The following is a 15,946-nucleotide window of genomic DNA, read 5'->3' as shown; positions in this document are numbered from 1 at the left end:
GGACCGGTGGTCGAGCCCAGTGGGGACCTCATGCGAACCACGTCCGACCGTCGACGACGGTGCCAAGCACGGTGATGGCCGCGATGGCCGAGGTCTGGACGCGCAATGGGTTGCGAGCGAGCAGTGTCAGGTCCGCGTGGTGGCCCGGCACGACCCGGCCCGACCGGTCCTCCCTGCGCAGCACCCAGGCCGCGTTGACCGTGAAGGCCTTGAGGGCGTCACCGACGGCGATCCGTTCGTGCGCAGCGATGACCCGGCCGCCGACGCTGGTGCGGTCGACGAGTGTCTGGATGGCGCGCAGCGGGTTGCCGGGCAGCGGCCGGTCGGTGCTCCCGATCAGCGGGATCCCGTGCTCCAGCAGGGAGCGCCCACGGTAGAGCCAGCCGGTCCGGTCCGATCCGAGCTGACGGGCGTAGTGGTCACCGAAGTCGTACACGAAGGAGGGCTGGGAGACCACGGCCACGCCGAGTGCGGCCAATCGGCTCAGCTGGTCGTCACGAATGACGCCGCCGTGCTCGATGCGGTGGCGTGCGTCCGGGCGTGGCCAGGCGGCCTGCGCCTTCTCGAACGCCTCGATGGCCAGGTCGACCGCCGCGTCGCCGATGGCGTGCAGCGCCATCTGCCAGCCCGCACGGTGCCCGTCGACGGTCGCGTCGACCATCTCCTGCGGGTCCTGGCGCCAGACACCGACGTTGTCGGTGCCGGCGTACGGGCTGGACATCCGGGCGGTCTCGACCTGCATGCCGCCGTCGATCACCACCTTCTGGGCGGCGATGCCCAGCCAGTCCGAGCCGAACCCACTGCGCAGGCCGAGGTCGAGCCCACGCCGGAAGCCGTCCGCCTGGCTGTTGGCGAGCTGCCGGAGCACGTCCATGCTGGGCATGAGCTGCATCCGTACCGGGAGCCGCCCGGACTCGAGTGCCGTCAGGTACGCCGCCCCGTCGATCGGGCTGAGGGCACCGACCTCGCCACCGTTGCCGGCGTCCACGCAGGTGGTGATGCCCTCCGCCCTGGCCCGCTCGGCCGCCGCGACCACGAGGTTGGCCACCTCGTCGACGGGGTAGGGGAGCCGCTGCGCGAGGACGGGGGACTGGTCGAGCTCCTTGAAGAGCCCCGCCGCGGCGTCGGGGCCGCTGCGCAACGCCGGGTCGAGCTCGGCGAGGACGGCGGTCGACACGACGGAGGCGTGCCCGGAGATCTGCCGGACCCAGACCTTCCGGCCGCGGGAGGCCCGGTGCAGCTCTTCGGCGGTCAGGTGCCGCCCGAGCACGCGGTGGTCGTAGCCGCTGACCTCCACCCACTCGTCGCCTGGCGGTGCGAACGCCACCGCGGAGGCGATCAGGCCGAGTGCCGCCTCGGTGGTCGCGCAACCGCTGATGTCGACGGCGGCCAGGGTCTGACCGGTCAGCTCGAGGTGGGTGTGCGCGTCCACGAAGCCGGGCAGCACGCAGGCGCCGTCGAGGTTGAGCCGCTCAGCGGCGTCCCAGCCGTCGAGGTCGTCGTCGAGGCCCACGATCCGGCCGTGCAGCACGCCGACCCGGCGGGCCTGGGGGCGGGTCGCGTCCATCGTGACGATGTCGGCGTTCTCGACCAGGAGGTCGAGCACGGGTCGGCGCATGCGAGGACGCTAGGTTCACGGACCGGTCGGCATCTTCGTCGTACCGGTGAGATCGGGCCGTGCCCGGTTGTGGCGGATCACCAACCTCGCCGACCCGCGAGCGGCGTCGGCGTTCGTCGCACAGGGTCTCGCGACGGTCGCTGCACGACCTCCTCGACCACCCACCGGTGGTGGAGGAGGAGCCGCAAGGCGACGCCACGAAACCGTGAGGACGAGCTGCAGCCTCGAGTGAGGAGCGTCAGCCGCGGGACAGACGCAGCTGCAGCCAGGCGACGAGGCGTACGTCGGCGTCGTCGAGGTCGAGGTCGAAGAGCTCCTCGATGCGGCGGATGCGGTAGCGCAGGGTGTTCTCGTGGATGCTCAGCGCGGTCGCGGCGCGAGTGGTGTCACCGAACGCGTCGAGGTAGGCCAGCAGCGACTCGGCGTACGTCGTGTTCTTCTCGGCGTCGTGGGCGACGATCGCGGCGAGTGGATCACCTGGCAGCGTCAGGTCGAGGACTCCCTGGGTGCCCAGCTCGTCGAGGACGACGCGGCTGCGCATCTGCTCCAGCGTCGCCACGGTCTGGTCACCGTCGACGCGGCTCAGCGCCGCCAGGGTCATGTCGGCGAGACGCCGGCTCTCGGTGATCCCGTCCAAGGTGGAGGCGGTCGGACCGATGCCGATGCGCAGCCGCACACCAGCGGTGCGGCGCACGGTCTCGCTCACGTCGAGGGCGAAGGTCGCGATGCTCCGCCCGCGCGCCGAGGTCGGCTGCATCGGCAGCACGGCGTAGATCCGGTCGTCGATCGACGTCGCGAGCGCGCGCGGGTGCCACGCCTCGCAATAGAGGTTCACCAGGTCGAGCGTGCGGGCCAGGCCGAGCGCGGCGAGCTCGTCCTCGGCGTCTGCCGAGATCGCCAGCACCGACGTCGGCGTGCCTGTGGGGAGCCCGATCAGGGCCGACGCCACCGCGGGGCCGACGCGGCCGGCGAGGAGCGACGCCAGCACCTGCGTGCGGTTCCAGCGGCGCCCGTCCTCCTGCTGCCGGACCTGCAGCAGGTGCAGCGCGGTCACCGTCGCTGCGTCCGCCAGTGCCTGCGACGCGCCCTTGCGCAGGGGCGGGTCGCCGTCGAGCACCCAGATCATGCCGAGGAGCTCGCCACCGGCGCGCACCGAGATCGCCAGACGGTGGTAGTGCTCGGGGACCGGGCTGCGCAGGTGTAGGGGCTTGGTCGCGTTGCGCACCTGCAGGTAGCGCTCGGGGTCGCCCTCCACCGGCGGCGTCTGACGGTCGGTGATGCTCTTGAGCCGGATGTCGTCGATCTTCTGGTGCGGCAGGTTGGAGTAGGCGAACATCCGGCCGTTGTGGTCCTCGATCGTCGTGGCCCCGCCGACGTTGTAGGCGATCGCGTTCGCCAGCGCGAAGAGATCACCTGGACGGACCTGTGCGTACGCCGGCGTGGCGGACTCCTGTGCCTCGACGACCGCGCTGACGAGCTTGTCGACGTCGCGCCAGGCCACCTCGTCGGGCGCGACCATCAGGGCGACGGTCGCGGACTCGGCGGCCGCGACCAGCCCGGTGAGGTCATCGCCGCGTGCCTTGACCACCACGCAGGCGTAACCGCGCGTCCCGGCTTCCGCGACAGTGGACAGGGCCTCGGGAGTCCCCGGGCGAGCCCCGACCAGGAGCAGCACGCCGCCCGGGTGGTCGGGCACCGGCTCGCCCACGTCGTGGATCACGCAGTTGCCGACGATCGGGCGAGGCTGGAGCGGGAGCCAACCGGGGTAGAGCGCCAGTGGCGCACCGATGGCGACCAGGTCGGCCGCGGTGACCCCACGGACCTGCCCGCGCCCGTTCACCATCTGTGCATCGTAGTGCTCGCCGGACCCTGCGGGCCTGGGCGCTGGTGCCGGCTGCGATCTGCTCAAGGCGCGATTCCGACGCCGAGCAGCGTGCCGACGGCGTAGGTCGCCGAGGCGGCGAGAGCGCCGTACAGCAGCTGTCGCAGCGCGCCCCACCACCAGGTGGTGGCGGTGAAGTACGACGCGACCCCACCGGCCACGAGGAGCCCGGCGCCGCCGCAGAGCAGACCTGCGGCCAACGAAGGCCGTCCGAGGAGATAGGGGAGCAGCGGGATCACCGCGCCGATCGAGAACATCACGAACGAGGACACCGCGGCGACCAGGGGACTCGCCTTCTCGTCCGGGTCGACCCCGAGCTCCTGGCTCACGTGCAGCCGCACCGCGGTGTCGTGATCCTGGTGCACCTCCGCGGCGGCGGCCGCCGCGGTGCCGCCGGACATGCCCATCCCGACGAACAGCTCGGCGAGCTCGGCGATCTCGGCGGTCGGGTTCTCACGGATCTCCCGACCCTCGACGGCGACCTCCTTGTCGATCGCCTCGTTCTGCGTCGACACCGACGCGTACTCACCGAGCGCCATCGAGAACGCACCTGCCACGAGACCCGCCAGACCCGCAGTGAGCACGACGGCCGTCGAGGCTCCGGCAGCGCCCACGCCCGCGACCAGGGACAGGTTCGTCACCAGTCCGTCCATCGCGCCGAAGGTCGCGGCCCGAAGCCACCCGCCAGAGATGTCCGCGTGCGTGTGGCCGACCTCGTCGACCGCCTCGTTGGTCTCGTCCATGACGTCATGGGAGCGCCCTGGGACGTTGCACGCAAGCCAGGGAAGCCTTGGCTCATCAGGGCTCATCAGGGGTTCGTCACCACGATCCCGCCCGGCCGGACCGGTGGCTGGCCTGGGCCACAAGGCGTTGCGCGGAACTTTGGCGGCGAGCACATGCCCCGTCGTAGGCGCTCCTGGCGACGATGGCACCACTCCGCGACCTGAGAGGACCTCTCTTGCTCACTTCCGCTGAATGGGCTCTGGCGCTTACCGTGTTCATCGCGGCGATCGTCGAGCTCGTCGAGACCCTGACGATCGTCCTGGCGATCGGGCTGACGCGCGGCTGGCGATCGACGCTGGCGGGCGTGGCCTCGGCGCTGGTCGCACTGTCACTCTTCACCGCCGCCGCCGGCTACTCGCTGGCCACGTGGCTGCCCGAGGCGGCCCTCCAGCTGGTGGTCGGCGCCCTGATGCTGGTCTTCGGGCTCCAGTGGCTGCGCAAGGCCGTGCTCCGATCGAGCGGGCTGAAGTCGCTCCACGACGAGGACGAGGAGTTTCGCGCGACGACCGAGGCTGCGCGGGCCGCTGGTCACGAGACCCGGCTCGGCCTCGACTGGTTCGCCTTCGTGGTGTCCTTCAAGGGCGTCTTCCTCGAGGGCGTGGAGATCGTCTTCATCGTGATCACCTTCGGTCTCAGCGCTCGCAACATGCCGGTGGCCGTCGGTGCTGCCCTCGTCGCCGCCGCAACGGTGCTGGTCGCCGGCGCCGCGATCCACAAGCCGCTCACGCGCGTGCCCGAGAACACGTTGAAGTACGTCGTCGGGCTGCTGCTGGCGACCTTCGGCACGTTCTGGTCCCTGGAGGGCCTCGGCATCTTCCAGGCCTCGCAGGAGCCGCTCGGCTGGCCTGGCGACGACTTGGTGCTGGTGGTCCTGCTGTCGGCCTGGTGGTTGCTGTCACGGGCGCTGGTGCTCAGGCTGCGTCGCCTCGACCCCGTCGCGACCGCCCCCGTCCCTGCCCACCAGGAGGTCTGAGGCATGTCACCCATCGTCCGGTTCGGGCGCGGCTTCGGGCGCTTCTGGTACGACTTCGTGGTCGGCGACGACCCCAAGATCGCGGTCGGCGTCGCGGCCGTCCTGGTGCTCGGAGCGGTCCTCGTGGGCGCGCTCGGCCAGACCGGCGAAGGGGTCGTCCTGGGGCTCGCCGCGCTCCTGCTCGGTGCCTTCACGGTCGCGGTCGCCCTCGACGTGTCCCGCTCGCGTCGCGGCAGGGCCTGAGTCCGCCATGCTCGCCCGACCCGAGTACGCCTGGCCCGGCACCGACGCCGACCTGCGGCGACTGGTGGCCGGCAACCCCTGGGTGACCCTGGTCAGCAGCACGTCCGCGGGACTGGTGGTGTCTCCACTTCCGGTGCTGCCCGCTCCCGACTCCGTCGGAGTCGAGGTCATCGGGCACCTCGCCCGCACCGACGCCGAGGAGCACGAGCTCGGCGCCTGCGACGCGGTCATCATCGTCCAGGGCCGGCACGGCTACATCAGTGCGAGCTGGTACTCAGGCGGGCCGTATGTGCCCACCTGGAACTACGTCGTGGCGCACCTGCACGGGCGGCCCCGGCTCCTCGACGCCGAGGCCACGCTGGACGTGCTCGACCGCACCGTCGACCACTTCGAGTCGGCCCGGCCGGTGCCGTTCCGGATGTCCGACGTGGCGGCGTACGCCGCCCGGCTGGCCCCTGCCGTGGTGGGCTTCCGGCTGACCCCGGCGAAGGTGGTAGCCAAGGCCAAGCTCAGCCAGGACAAGCCCGCCCAGGACGTCGAGGCGGTGCTCCGGGGGCTCGAGGACCCGGACGACGTGCACGGCGACCCCCTGCTCGCCGCGGTGATGCGCGCCGGTGGGATCCCACGATGACGGCCGCCGCCGACCTCAGGGCGCTCGTCGCCCCGCCCGGGTCCGGCGCCCTGGACGGCGTCGTCGTCCTCGACATCACCCGGGTGGTCGCCGGCCCTTGCTGCTCGATGATCCTCGCCGACCTGGGCGCCACGGTCGTCAAGATCGAGCACCCGGAGGAGCTCGACTACACGCGGGCGTTCCCCCCGATGATGGGCGGCGACAGGGCCGACGGCCAGACCTTCAGCGCCTTCTTCACCCAGTTCAACCGCGGCAAGCTCGGCCTCACCCTCGACCTCGGCACCGACGAGGGCAAGCAGCTGCTGCGCGACCTCGTCGCGCGCGCGGACGTGCTGGTCGAGAACTTCCGCGCCGGCACGATGGACCGGCTCGGTCTGGGGTACGACGTGTTGCGCGAGGTCAACCCGCGACTGGTCTACACGGCGCTTTCCGGATATGGCCAGACCGGGCCCTCCCGTCGCAAGCCGGCCTACGACAACAGCGCGCAGGCCACGGGTGGCCTGTGGTCGATGAACGGCAGCCCCGACGGGCCACCCACCAGGGTCGGCACGATCATCGGCGACCTCTCGGCGACGCTCTACGGCGTCGTCGGCACGCTGGCGGCACTCAGGCACGCCGAGCGCACCGGAGTCGGCCAGCTCGTCGACATCTCCCAGCAGGACTCCGTGCTGAGCCTGACCGAGCATGCCGTGGTCACGTACACCGTCGAGGGGAAGGTCACCCGGCCGCTCGGTAACGACCACCCCTTCGTCCGGCCGTACGGGCTCTTCCCGTGCAAGGACGGCTTCGTCTTCTTCGGCGGCTACACCGACAAGTTCTGGACGCTGGCCTGCCGGATCTTCGGCGAGCCGGACCTCGCGGACGACCCGCGCGTCGACACGATGGCCAAGCGGTTCTCCGACGAGGCCTACGACGACGTGGTCCAGCCGGCCGTCGAGCGCTGGTTCGCGCACCGCACCAAGGCCGAGCTCGAGCAGCTCGCCGGCGACGACATCCCGCTCAGCGCCGTCAAGGACATCGCCGAGGTGGTGCACGACCCTCAGATCGAGGCGCGCGACATGGTCGTCGGCGTCGACCACCCGACGTACGGCGACCTGCGCATGGTGGGCTCACCGCTGAAGCTCAGCGCGACACCGACCCACCCCAGGACGCTCGCGCCCGAGCCGGGCGAGCACACCGAGCAGGTGCTCGAAGCGCTGTGCGGGCTCGGTCCAGACGAGGTGCGCGGTCTCCGCGAGCGGGGGGTGCTCAGGTGACGATCACGACGACGGTCGACGCGGGCATCGCCCTGGTGACCATCAACCGGCCGGAGAAGCTCAACGCCCTGACACTGACGATGTACCAGGAGCTCAGCCAGGCGTTCGACGAAGCGAGCCGCGACCGCGACGTCGGGGTCGTCGTGCTGACCGGTGCGGGTGACCGCGCGTTCTGCGTCGGGGCCGATCTGGGGGAGTCCATCCCCGCGCTCTCGACGGGCGACGTCGACATCTCGCTCTGGGACGGTGCCCACCAGAAGCACACCACCTTGGACAAGCCGGTGATCTGCGCTGTCAACGGCTTCTGCCTCGGAGCCGGCTTCGAGATCATGCTGTCGACCGACCTGAGAGTGGCCTCCGACACCGCGACCTTCGCCCTCCCCGAGACCGGTGTCGGCGTGGTCCCCGCGGGCGGCACCCTGACCCGGCTGGTCCGCCAGATCCCGTACGCCGCGGCGATGGAGCTGATGCTCCTCGGGGAGCCGATCGACGCGGTGCACGCCGAGCGTGTGGGCCTGGTGAACCGCGTGGTCCCCGCCTCTGACGTCCTCCCGACGGCGTACGACCTGGCTCGACGGCTGCTCGCGCTGTCGGGGACCGCCGTGTCGCTCGTCAAGACCTCGGTGCGCGCCCTCGCCGACATGCCGGCGGACGCGGCCTTCCATGCGGAGGCGGCCTTCGGCCAGCGCGCCTTCACCAGCGCGGACGCAGCCGAGGGGCTGGCCGCCTTCGGTGACCGTCGGCAGGCGCGGTTCCCCAGCCGGGCACACCTCGAGAGTCGACTCTCTAGGGAGGCGACATGAGTTCGACCAGTCGCATTCCGGGGTTCAAGGACCTGGGCGTGGACGCGCGACGTGCCCACGTTGCGGCGATGTCGGGTCTCTCCCTAGTGGACCTGGCCGTCCTCGACCCCGCACACGGACTCGGGCTGGAGCAGGCCGACCGGATGGTCGAGAACGTCGTCGGCGTCCTCGGCGTGCCGGTCGGCATCGCCACCAACTTCGTTGTCGACGGTCGCGAGGTGCTGGTCCCGATGGCGACCGAGGAGGCCTCGGTGGTCGCGGCGGCGAGCAACCTGGCCCGGATGGCGCGCCCACACGGCGGCTTCGTCAGCTCGGCCACGGCACCTCTGATGCAGGCTCAGGTGCAGGTGCTCGACGTGGCCGACCCGGTCGCCGGCCGGGTCCGGTTGCTGGAGGCGCGGGAGGAGCTGATGGCCCTCGCCGACGAGCAGGATCCCGCGCTGGTGCGGCACGGTGGGGGAGCGCGGGACGTGGTCGTGCGGCTGGTCCCCGTCAACGCGGAGAAGACGTTCGTCGTGCTGCACCTCGTGGTCGACGTGCGCGACGCGATGGGCGCGAACGCAGTGAACACCATGGCCGAGGCGATCGCGGCGCGGGTGGCCGAGATCGCGGGCGGCCGGAGCCTGCTCCGGATCCTGACCAACAAGGCAGACCTGCGAGTCACCAGGGTGCGCGCCGTCTTCGGGGCGGAGCAGCTCGGCGGGCCGCAGGTGGTCGACGACATGGTGTCCGCTGCGGCGTTCGCCGTCGCCGACCCCTACCGCGCAGCCACCCACAACAAGGGGATCATGAACGGCGTCACCGCCGTCGTGCTGGCCACCGGCAACGACACCCGAGCCGTCGAGGCCGGGGCACACTCGCACGCGGTCGGTCCTGACGGGCGCTACTCGTCGCTGTCGCGGTTCGAGAAGACCGCCGACGGCCACCTGGTCGGGACTCTCGAGCTGCCGATGGCCGTGGGGCTGGTCGGGGGTGCGACGAAGGTGCACCCCGTCGCCCGCGCCAACGTCGCGATCACCGGAGCGCGATCCGCGGCAGAGCTCGCGTCCCTCGTCGTGTCCGTCGGGCTGGCCCAGAACGCCGCGGCGCTCCGCGCGCTGGCGAGCGAGGGCATCCAACGTGGCCACATGTCGCTGCACGCCCGCAACGTCGCGGTGTCCGCGGGAGCGGTCGGCGAGGAGGTCGACGCCGTGGCGTCGGCGATGGTCAACGCCAAGACGATCGGGGCAGATGCGGCGGGGGCGCTCCTGGCCCGGCACCGGGCCGGTCTCGACTGACCGCTCGTGACTCGCTGCGCGGCCTGCGATGAGTCGGTCAGCCGTCGAAGAGCTGGTCGCGGCTGACCGCCACGGTCGCGGTCGGGTCAGCGGCGGCCGCGACCGGTCCGGGCTCGTCCAGCGTCGGCGTCTCGTCGAGGGTGGACTCGCCGTAGACCGCCTGCGCGAGCCCGAGGGACAGTCCGATGATCTCGTGGTCGGCGAGGCCGAGGCGGATGGCGACCGCGCGGGCGTTCTCCGGGCGGTCCAGCGGATCCTTGGCGAGGAGGTGCTCGATCACGCCCGCGAGGTCCTCGGGGACGTCGTCGGGCAGCGGCGGCGGCTCCTCGTGGAGGTGGCTCAGCGCCGTGGCGATCGGCGTCGGCTTCTCGAAGGGCTTGGCGCCGCTGAGCATCTCGTGACCGACGACGCCTAGCGCATAGAGGTCGGACGCACCGGTGGCGGGCTTGCCGAGCGCCTGCTCAGGACTGATGTACGCCGGGGTGCCGAGCAGATCGCCGGCGCGGGTGTGTCCCGACGCATCGGCCGCGCGGGCGATGCCGAAGTCGGTGAGCTTCACCAGTCCGTCCTCGCGCACCAGGATGTTGGCGGGCTTGACGTCGCGATGGACGACGTGCGCCTCGTGAGCCACGCCGAGGGCGAGGGCGCACTGGCCGAGCACTGAGCGCACCTGCTCGGCGGGGAGCGGTCCTTGCTCACGGATGACGTGGGAGAGCGGCTGACCGTCGACGAGCTCCATCACGAGGAAGGCCATGCCGTCGTCCTCGCCATAGTCGAACAGCGTCGCGATGTTGGTGTGGATCAGCGCGGCGGAGTGGAGCGCCTCGTCACGGAACCGGAGCGCGAAGACCTGCTCGTGGCCTGGATCGGGACGCATCACCTTCAGCGCCACCTGCCGTTGCAGCACCTCGTCCATCGCCGCCCAGACATCGGCCATGCCACCCGAGGCCACCCGGTGCTGGAGCACGTAGCGGTCGGCGACGCGGAGATCGGGCTCGAGCTGCTTCACGCGTCCGGCTTCAAGATCAGTCCCTCTCCTGCGCCCGTCCCGTCGCGCGGGGGCGGCGCGCTGATGGCGCATCAAAGGCTAGGCACCCTACGGGTGCTGCGCTCCACCCGGACGGGCGGAGCGACAACGTCAGACCAGCTGGGCGCGCAACGACGCCATCACGTCGTTGAGCAGCCGCGACACCTGGGTCTGGGTGACCCCGATCTCGGCACCGATCTCTGCCTGGGTGCGGTCCTCGTAGAACCGCAGGTAGAGCAGCCTGCGCTCCCGCGGCGTGAGCCGCCGCAGCAGCGGCTCGAGCACTGCCCGGGCGTCGGCGGCGTCGAAGTCGCCGTCCTGGTCGGCCAGGACCGCGCCGAGCGAGGGCGACTCGTCGTCACCTACGGGCTGGTCGAGGGACGTCGGCTGGAAGCAGCCCGAGGCAGCCATCGCCTCGTCGTACTGCTGGCGGGTGATGCCGAGCTCCGCGACGACGTCCTCGGGGGACGGGGGCCGACCCAGCGAGTGCGCGAGGCTCTCCTGCACCTGCTTGATCCGCCACTGGGACTCCTGGACGGAGCGGGTCGGGCGCACCATCCACCCGTGGTCACGGAAATGGCGTTGCAGCTCGCCGCGGATCGTCGGCACTGCGTAGGACAGGAGGTCGCGCTCCTGACGCGGGTCGAAGCGGCTGACGGCCTTCACCAGCCCCTCGTAGGCGACCTGGGAGAGGTCGTCGTCGTCGATGCCGCGGCCGCGGTAGCGGCGGGCGAGCGACTCGGCCACCCCACGGTTGGCGAGGACCACAGCCTCGAGGATGTCGTCGTGCTCGTCAGTGGTCTCGGACCTGTCGGCCTGGTCGAGGAGGTCACCGGTCAGCTGGGCGCGCACCTCGCCGTCGGGAGGCTTGTCGAAGTAGCGATCAGGTAGGTGGGCTTGGCCGGACACTGTCATCCTTTGGTTCGAGGTCGAAGTGCGCCGAGGACTGCTCCAACACACGAGTGGGGCGGCCACCGGGGTCGCTTCTCCACCTCGAAACTGTCACGGCTAGGCGGATTTCGCAAGCGGGCCCGCCCGTACGCGCTCGACGGGCTACCGTGAGCGCCGCCGGGGTACGGCACCCAATGAACATGACCGAGCCTGGTCCCTGATTCTCAGTGGCCAACGGCAGCAACGCGATTCCCCAGGGAGGCAGCCCCATGGCCCGAGCCGGCGGGTCGACCCCGGGCGACGACGCCCAGGGCGACGCACCGCTCGTGGCGGCGGCGCTCGACGTCATGCTGCCGAAGGGCCTCTCCATCCTCGCCGGAGTCGACCTGGCGGCATCCTGCGTGGTCGGGGCGGACCCGAAGCGCCGCGGCGGCGACTGGTTCGACTCGGTGCCACTCGGCGGTGGCCGGGTCGCGGCGATCGTCGGTGACGCTCCCGGCACCGGGCTCCCCGCGGTCGCGGCGATGAGCCAGCTGCGCAGTGTCCTCGTGGCGTCGTTGCTGCGCACCGGCGACCCGCAGACCGCGCTGATCGAGCTGGACGCCTATACCGCCCGCCTGCCGGAAGCGCGCGCCGCGACGGTCGTCGTCGCCGTGCTCGACCCGGCGGCGGGCGAGGTGACGTATTGCACGGCTGGACACCCCCCGCCTCTCGTCGTGCCCGCCGGTGGTGAGCCCCGCTTTCTCGAACCAAGCGGTGCGGGCCCGCTCGGCTGGGGGAGTAGATCGTTCCCGACCCTGACCGCGACGTGGGCTGCGGACGAGGCCCTTCTGCTCTACAGCGACGGACTTCTGGAGAGTGCCGCGCGCGCACAGGGCAGCGCGACCGTGACGCTGGCCGCAGCGGCGGACGTGTGCCGTGACGTGACCGGAGTCGGGCTGGTCGACTCCCTGGTCCGCCGCCTTCCGATGCTCCTGATCGACGGGCACCCCAACAGCAACGACCTGACCCTGGTGGCCGGACGGCGGCGTCCCGAGCCGCTCGGCGACCTCCAGCTCGACCTGCCCGCGACGGGTGAGGCGCTGATCACCGCTAGGGGCGAGCTCGACGCGTGGCTCGCGCCGCTGGTCCTCTCGGCCATCGACGCGATGTCGCTCCAGCACGCCGTAGGGGAGCTGCTGGCAAACGTCGTGCAGCACGCGTACTCCGGCCGGCCCACCCGCGGTCGCGTCAGGTTGAGTGCACGCGTCACGGACGACGCGACCGTCGAGGTCGAGGTGCAGGATGACGGGACCTGGCGTCCGACCGACAGCCACGACCTGCTGCCGGTCGACGGCGGACGAGGCCTCAACCTGGCTCGGCTCCTGACCGACCAGCTCCAGCTGATCGAGGGTCCCGAGGGTACGACGGTGCGTCTGGTCTTCGCGCCCCAGCGGCCCGTCAGCATGTACGCCGCACCCACGCTCATCCAGAGCCGCCATCGGCGGGCCCTCAAGGCCGAGGTGCGCAGCGGCGCTCTGGCGCTCTCAGGTCCGCTCGACCTCAACGTGGCCGACGACCTGCGGCAGCTGCTGGGACGAGCCAGCCTCGGGTCGACGCGCGATGCCGAGGTCGACCTCAGTGACGTCGACGTGCTCGACAGCATCGCCGTCCAGGTCATCCTCGACGCCCAACAGGCGTCGGAGGGCAACGGCCGGTCGCTCACGCTGGTGGCGGCCCGGGGGACCCCAGCACAGCAGGTGCTCGACCTGGTCCGGCTTCCGTACCGCGCGCCCAGCTCCCCGAGCAGCCTGACGGAGGACTTCCCGGGCTGACGCTGACCGCCGCGCTGCGTGTCGGGCCTGCTCAGGAGCGGGCGAGCTCCGCCCACACCGTCTTGTCGTCGGGGCTGGAGTCCACACCCCAGGAGTGCGCCAGCGCCGACACGAGGTGCAGGCCTCGACCGGACTCGGACGTGACGTCGTACGTCCGCGGCTCCGGCGATCCCGACCCGCGATCGCTCACGGCGACGCGGATGAGCTCGCCGTGCCGGCTCACCACGACCCGGTAGTCGGAGCGCGCGTGCATCACCGCGTTGGCGGCGAGCTCGCTGACGACCAAGTAAGCCGCGTCGAGCACGTCCTCGGCACGCAGTGACATCAGCGCCTCGCGGACGAACCGCCGGGCGTCGACGACGCTCGCCAGGTCCCCCGGGAAGTCGAGCTCGCGTCGCTCGGCCGGTGCGCCCGCCACCCAAGCCAGGACGTCGAGCAACCGGTCGATGCCGGAGTCCTTGCCCAGCAACGCCTCGGCGTGCGGCTCTACTCGGGCCCGGTGACGCGTGGCAGCCCCGGAGAAGACGACGATCTTCACCCCGGGCGCCGCAGCACGCATCCGCGTGAGCACGTCCGCGCCATCGGCGTCGGGCAGTCGGAGGTCGAGCATCACGACGTCCGGCTGCAGGGTCACCGCCAGCGCGACGGCCTCGGCACCCGACTCGGCTTCGCCCACGACCTCGAAGCCGCCGCGTACCCGGGCGGCGACCCGCACGAGGGTGCGGGTCTCCGCGCTGTCGTCCACGAGGAGCAGGCGGATCGAGGGGGTCGTCACCTCAGGTCTCGTCTCGGGCGGCGAGGTTGAGCGAGATGACGAACGAGCGCTCCGCGGGGTCGTACCAGGCGTCGCCCTCGTGCGCCCGGGCAAGACCCCGGACGATGAAGAGCCCCAGACCGGTGCCTTCGCCCGAGGTGGTGGCGAACCTCTGGAACAGCTGTTGCTGAACGTGCTCAGGGACGCCTCCGCCTGCGTCCAGCACCGCGATCTCGACCCTCGAGCTCGCCGGGGTGGCGTCGTCGTCGTCCTGTCCGGAACCGAGTCTGATCTCCACGCGTATCGGCGGCTCGCCGTGGTGCGCCGCGTTGGCCAGCAGGTTCTCCACCATCTGCGCGATCCGGTCGGCGTCGCCGAGAGCTCGGAGGTCGGGCCCGTCGGCGAGTGAGATGTCGACTCCGAGCGTGCGAGCCGACTTCTTGATCACCTGAGGAAGCAGCACGCGCAGGTCGACCGATTGCAGGTCGAGGTCGGTGGCGCCCGTGCTGAGCCGGACGGAGGACAGCAGGTCGTTCAGCAGCCGTCGCAGACGGGTCGCGCTCGACGCCATCCCCTCGAGCAGCTCGTTCTGCTCACCGCTGCCGAGGTCCGACCAGTGCTGGTGCAGGAGGTCGGCCGACCCCCCGAGCACGCTGACCGGCGAGCGCAGCTCGTGAGCCGTGGCGGCGAGGAAGTCCGACTGTTCCTCCGCCGCGCTCTGCAACCGCTCGTTGGCCGCCTCGAGCTCTTCGTTGAGCCCGGCGAGGACGGCGGCCGACTTCTCCTTCTCCATCTGGATGCGCAGCCGTTCGGTGACGTCACGCGTGACCTTGGCGAAGCCGACCAGCCCTTCAGGCCCGTGCACGGGGGTGATGGTGACGTGTGCCCAGAAGGTCGAGCCGTCCTTGCGGACGCGCCACCCCTCTTCCTCGTAGTGTCCGTCGCGCAGGGCGAGCTCCAGCTCGTGCTCCGGGTGCCGTTCCTCCTGCTTGTCCGCGGGGTAGAAGATCCGGAAGTGCTGCCCGACGATCTCGGACTCGGTCCAACCCTTGATGCGCTCGGCGCCGGAGTTCCAGCTGGCGATGCGGCCGTCGGGGTCCAGCATGAAGATCGCGTAGTCCTGCACCGCCTCGACGAGCAGCCGGAACCGCTCCTTGCTGAGTCGGAGCTCCGCCTCCGCCTCGCGCTGGGCGCTGACGTCCTGCACTTGGAGGAAGAGGTAGAGCGGGCGCCCCTGGGCGTCCCGCACCGACGAGACGGTCGACATGAGCCGGCGGTCCGGCCGCTCGGTGATCGCATGCTCGACCTGCACGGTGTCCCGATCGCCCTGGGCCACCCTCGTGAGCGCCTTGGCGAGGCCGGCGTCCTCCCCACTGAGCTGCGCCCAGGAGGCTGCCAGCAACGACGAGACCGCGATCCCCGTCAGACGGGCGAGGCTGCGGTTGGCCCGCACGACCCGGCCCGAGAGCGTCATCGTCGCCATCCCGATCGTGGCCTCGTCGAAGACCTCGCGGAAGCGCTCGAGGTGCTCACGGAGCACCGGCTCCGCGGGTTCCGGCAGACCAGTCTCGCTCGGCAGGAGGACCCGGCGGTGGCGCTCGACGTTGGGCTGCTGCAGGACGGCGACCAGCTCGTCGGCCAGCGTGTCCAGCGACGTCGCCTTCTCGAAGTACGCCGCCGCGCCCAGCTCCAACGTCCGCTCGGCGAGGCCTTCCTCCGCGAAACCGCTGTACATGACGACGCGGGTCGCCGGGGCCGCTTCGCGCACCACCGGAAGCGCCTCGATGCCGTCCATGCCGGGCATCGACACGTCGAGCAGGAGCAGGTCGGGGTGCAGCCGCGTCGCCAGCGCGATGGCGTCATGTCCGGAGGAACCTTCACCGACGACCTCGAGGACACCGGACAGGCGTAGCCGCGCGCGCACCACGGTGCGCACCTCGACCGCGTCGTCCACGAGGACGATCGTCGGCGGCCGGGTCATGCGGGGAACGTAC

General features: G+C 71.4%; 14 protein-coding genes. 7 read left to right on the top strand and 7 right to left on the bottom strand.

Going from position 1 to position 15,946, the window contains the following annotated elements; translation table 11 throughout:
• Nucleotides 1-28: 28 nt before the first annotated feature.
• From ABD295_RS07615 to ABD295_RS07605, 3 genes are all read right to left on the bottom strand, one after another.
• Nucleotides 29-1,618 carry an amidohydrolase gene (locus ABD295_RS07615; protein ID WP_344303078.1) on the bottom strand — a complete coding sequence of 530 codons (1,590 nt, stop codon included), beginning with the start codon at nt 1,616-1,618 and terminating at the stop codon, nt 29-31.
• A 238-nt stretch (nt 1,619-1,856) separates the two neighbouring features.
• Entirely contained in the window at nt 1,857-3,461 is a 1,605-nt protein-coding gene (locus ABD295_RS07610) for a PucR family transcriptional regulator (protein ID WP_344303077.1), read from the bottom strand.
• A 62-nt stretch (nt 3,462-3,523) separates the two neighbouring features.
• Nucleotides 3,524-4,243: a VIT1/CCC1 transporter family protein gene (locus ABD295_RS07605; protein ID WP_344303076.1), complete on the bottom strand. Its 720-nt coding sequence runs from the start codon at nt 4,241-4,243 to the stop codon at nt 3,524-3,526.
• A gap of 251 nt (nt 4,244-4,494) precedes the next feature.
• Between ABD295_RS07605 and ABD295_RS07600 the strand changes: the two genes are divergently transcribed.
• The 6 genes from ABD295_RS07600 to ABD295_RS07575 are packed head-to-tail and all read left to right on the top strand — an operon-like array spanning nt 4,495 to nt 9,466.
• A complete protein-coding gene (locus ABD295_RS07600; protein ID WP_344303075.1) occupies nt 4,495-5,256 on the top strand; it encodes a hypothetical protein in 762 nt (253 codons plus the stop codon).
• 3 nt (nt 5,257-5,259) lie between these two features.
• Complete coding sequence (locus tag ABD295_RS07595) at nt 5,260-5,499, top strand: hypothetical protein (protein ID WP_344303074.1); 240 nt, start codon at nt 5,260-5,262, stop codon at nt 5,497-5,499.
• 7 nt (nt 5,500-5,506) lie between these two features.
• Nucleotides 5,507-6,130 carry an FMN-binding negative transcriptional regulator gene (locus ABD295_RS07590; protein WP_344303073.1) on the top strand — a complete coding sequence of 208 codons (624 nt, stop codon included), beginning with the start codon at nt 5,507-5,509 and terminating at the stop codon, nt 6,128-6,130.
• A complete protein-coding gene (locus ABD295_RS07585) occupies nt 6,127-7,386 on the top strand; it encodes a CaiB/BaiF CoA transferase family protein (protein WP_344303072.1) in 1,260 nt (419 codons plus the stop codon). The genes ABD295_RS07590 and ABD295_RS07585 overlap by 4 nt, the downstream gene beginning before the upstream one ends.
• A complete protein-coding gene (locus tag ABD295_RS07580) occupies nt 7,383-8,189 on the top strand; it encodes an enoyl-CoA hydratase/isomerase family protein (protein ID WP_344303071.1) in 807 nt (268 codons plus the stop codon). Before ABD295_RS07585 ends, ABD295_RS07580 begins: the two co-directional genes overlap by 4 nt.
• Complete coding sequence (locus ABD295_RS07575) at nt 8,186-9,466, top strand: hydroxymethylglutaryl-CoA reductase, degradative (protein ID WP_344303070.1); 1,281 nt, start codon at nt 8,186-8,188, stop codon at nt 9,464-9,466. Before ABD295_RS07580 ends, ABD295_RS07575 begins: the two co-directional genes overlap by 4 nt.
• 37 nt (nt 9,467-9,503) lie before the next feature.
• Here ABD295_RS07575 and ABD295_RS07570 read toward each other — a convergent pair whose 3' ends face one another.
• Together ABD295_RS07570 and ABD295_RS07565 are read right to left on the bottom strand one after the other, a co-directional pair.
• Nucleotides 9,504-10,475, bottom strand: a complete 972-nt coding sequence (locus tag ABD295_RS07570; RefSeq protein ID WP_344303069.1) for a serine/threonine-protein kinase — start codon at nt 10,473-10,475, stop codon at nt 9,504-9,506.
• A 129-nt stretch (nt 10,476-10,604) separates the two neighbouring features.
• A complete protein-coding gene (locus ABD295_RS07565) occupies nt 10,605-11,402 on the bottom strand; it encodes a sigma-70 family RNA polymerase sigma factor (protein WP_344303068.1) in 798 nt (265 codons plus the stop codon).
• A 251-nt stretch (nt 11,403-11,653) separates the two neighbouring features.
• Here ABD295_RS07565 and ABD295_RS07560 point away from each other — a divergent pair, with 251 nt between their 5' ends.
• On the top strand, nt 11,654-13,198 hold the full coding sequence (locus ABD295_RS07560) for a SpoIIE family protein phosphatase (RefSeq protein WP_344303067.1): 1,545 nt from the start codon (nt 11,654-11,656) through the stop codon (nt 13,196-13,198).
• Nucleotides 13,199-13,229: 31 nt separating this feature from the next.
• Here ABD295_RS07560 and ABD295_RS07555 read toward each other — a convergent pair whose 3' ends face one another.
• Entirely contained in the window at nt 13,230-13,973 is a 744-nt protein-coding gene (locus tag ABD295_RS07555) for a response regulator (RefSeq protein ID WP_344303066.1), read from the bottom strand.
• Between the two features lies 1 nt (nt 13,974).
• On the bottom strand, nt 13,975-15,933 hold the full coding sequence (locus ABD295_RS07550) for a PAS domain S-box protein (protein WP_344303065.1): 1,959 nt from the start codon (nt 15,931-15,933) through the stop codon (nt 13,975-13,977).
• Nucleotides 15,934-15,946: the final 13 nt, after the last annotated feature.

The sequence above is a fragment of the Nocardioides bigeumensis genome (assembly GCF_039531755.1).
Lineage (GTDB): Bacteria > Actinomycetota > Actinomycetes > Propionibacteriales > Nocardioidaceae > Nocardioides > Nocardioides bigeumensis.
This window is presented reverse-complemented; position numbering and strand designations above follow the sequence as displayed.

What these genes read in the sequence shown, in the direction of transcription:
- ABD295_RS07615 (WP_344303078.1), bottom strand. Translation starts at nt 1,618, where the DNA reads ATGCGCCGACCCGTGCTCGACCTCCTGGTCGAGAACGCCGACATCGTC.
- ABD295_RS07610 (WP_344303077.1), bottom strand. Translation starts at nt 3,461, where the DNA reads ATGGTGAACGGGCGCGGGCAGGTCCGTGGGGTCACCGCGGCCGACCTG.
- ABD295_RS07605 (WP_344303076.1), bottom strand. Translation starts at nt 4,243, where the DNA reads ATGGACGAGACCAACGAGGCGGTCGACGAGGTCGGCCACACGCACGCG.
- ABD295_RS07595 (WP_344303074.1), top strand. Translation starts at nt 5,260, where the DNA reads ATGTCACCCATCGTCCGGTTCGGGCGCGGCTTCGGGCGCTTCTGGTAC.
- ABD295_RS07590 (WP_344303073.1), top strand. Translation starts at nt 5,507, where the DNA reads ATGCTCGCCCGACCCGAGTACGCCTGGCCCGGCACCGACGCCGACCTG.
- ABD295_RS07585 (WP_344303072.1), top strand. Translation starts at nt 6,127, where the DNA reads ATGACGGCCGCCGCCGACCTCAGGGCGCTCGTCGCCCCGCCCGGGTCC.
- ABD295_RS07575 (WP_344303070.1), top strand. Translation starts at nt 8,186, where the DNA reads ATGAGTTCGACCAGTCGCATTCCGGGGTTCAAGGACCTGGGCGTGGAC.
- ABD295_RS07560 (WP_344303067.1), top strand. Translation starts at nt 11,654, where the DNA reads ATGGCCCGAGCCGGCGGGTCGACCCCGGGCGACGACGCCCAGGGCGAC.
- ABD295_RS07550 (WP_344303065.1), bottom strand. Translation starts at nt 15,933, where the DNA reads ATGACCCGGCCGCCGACGATCGTCCTCGTGGACGACGCGGTCGAGGTG.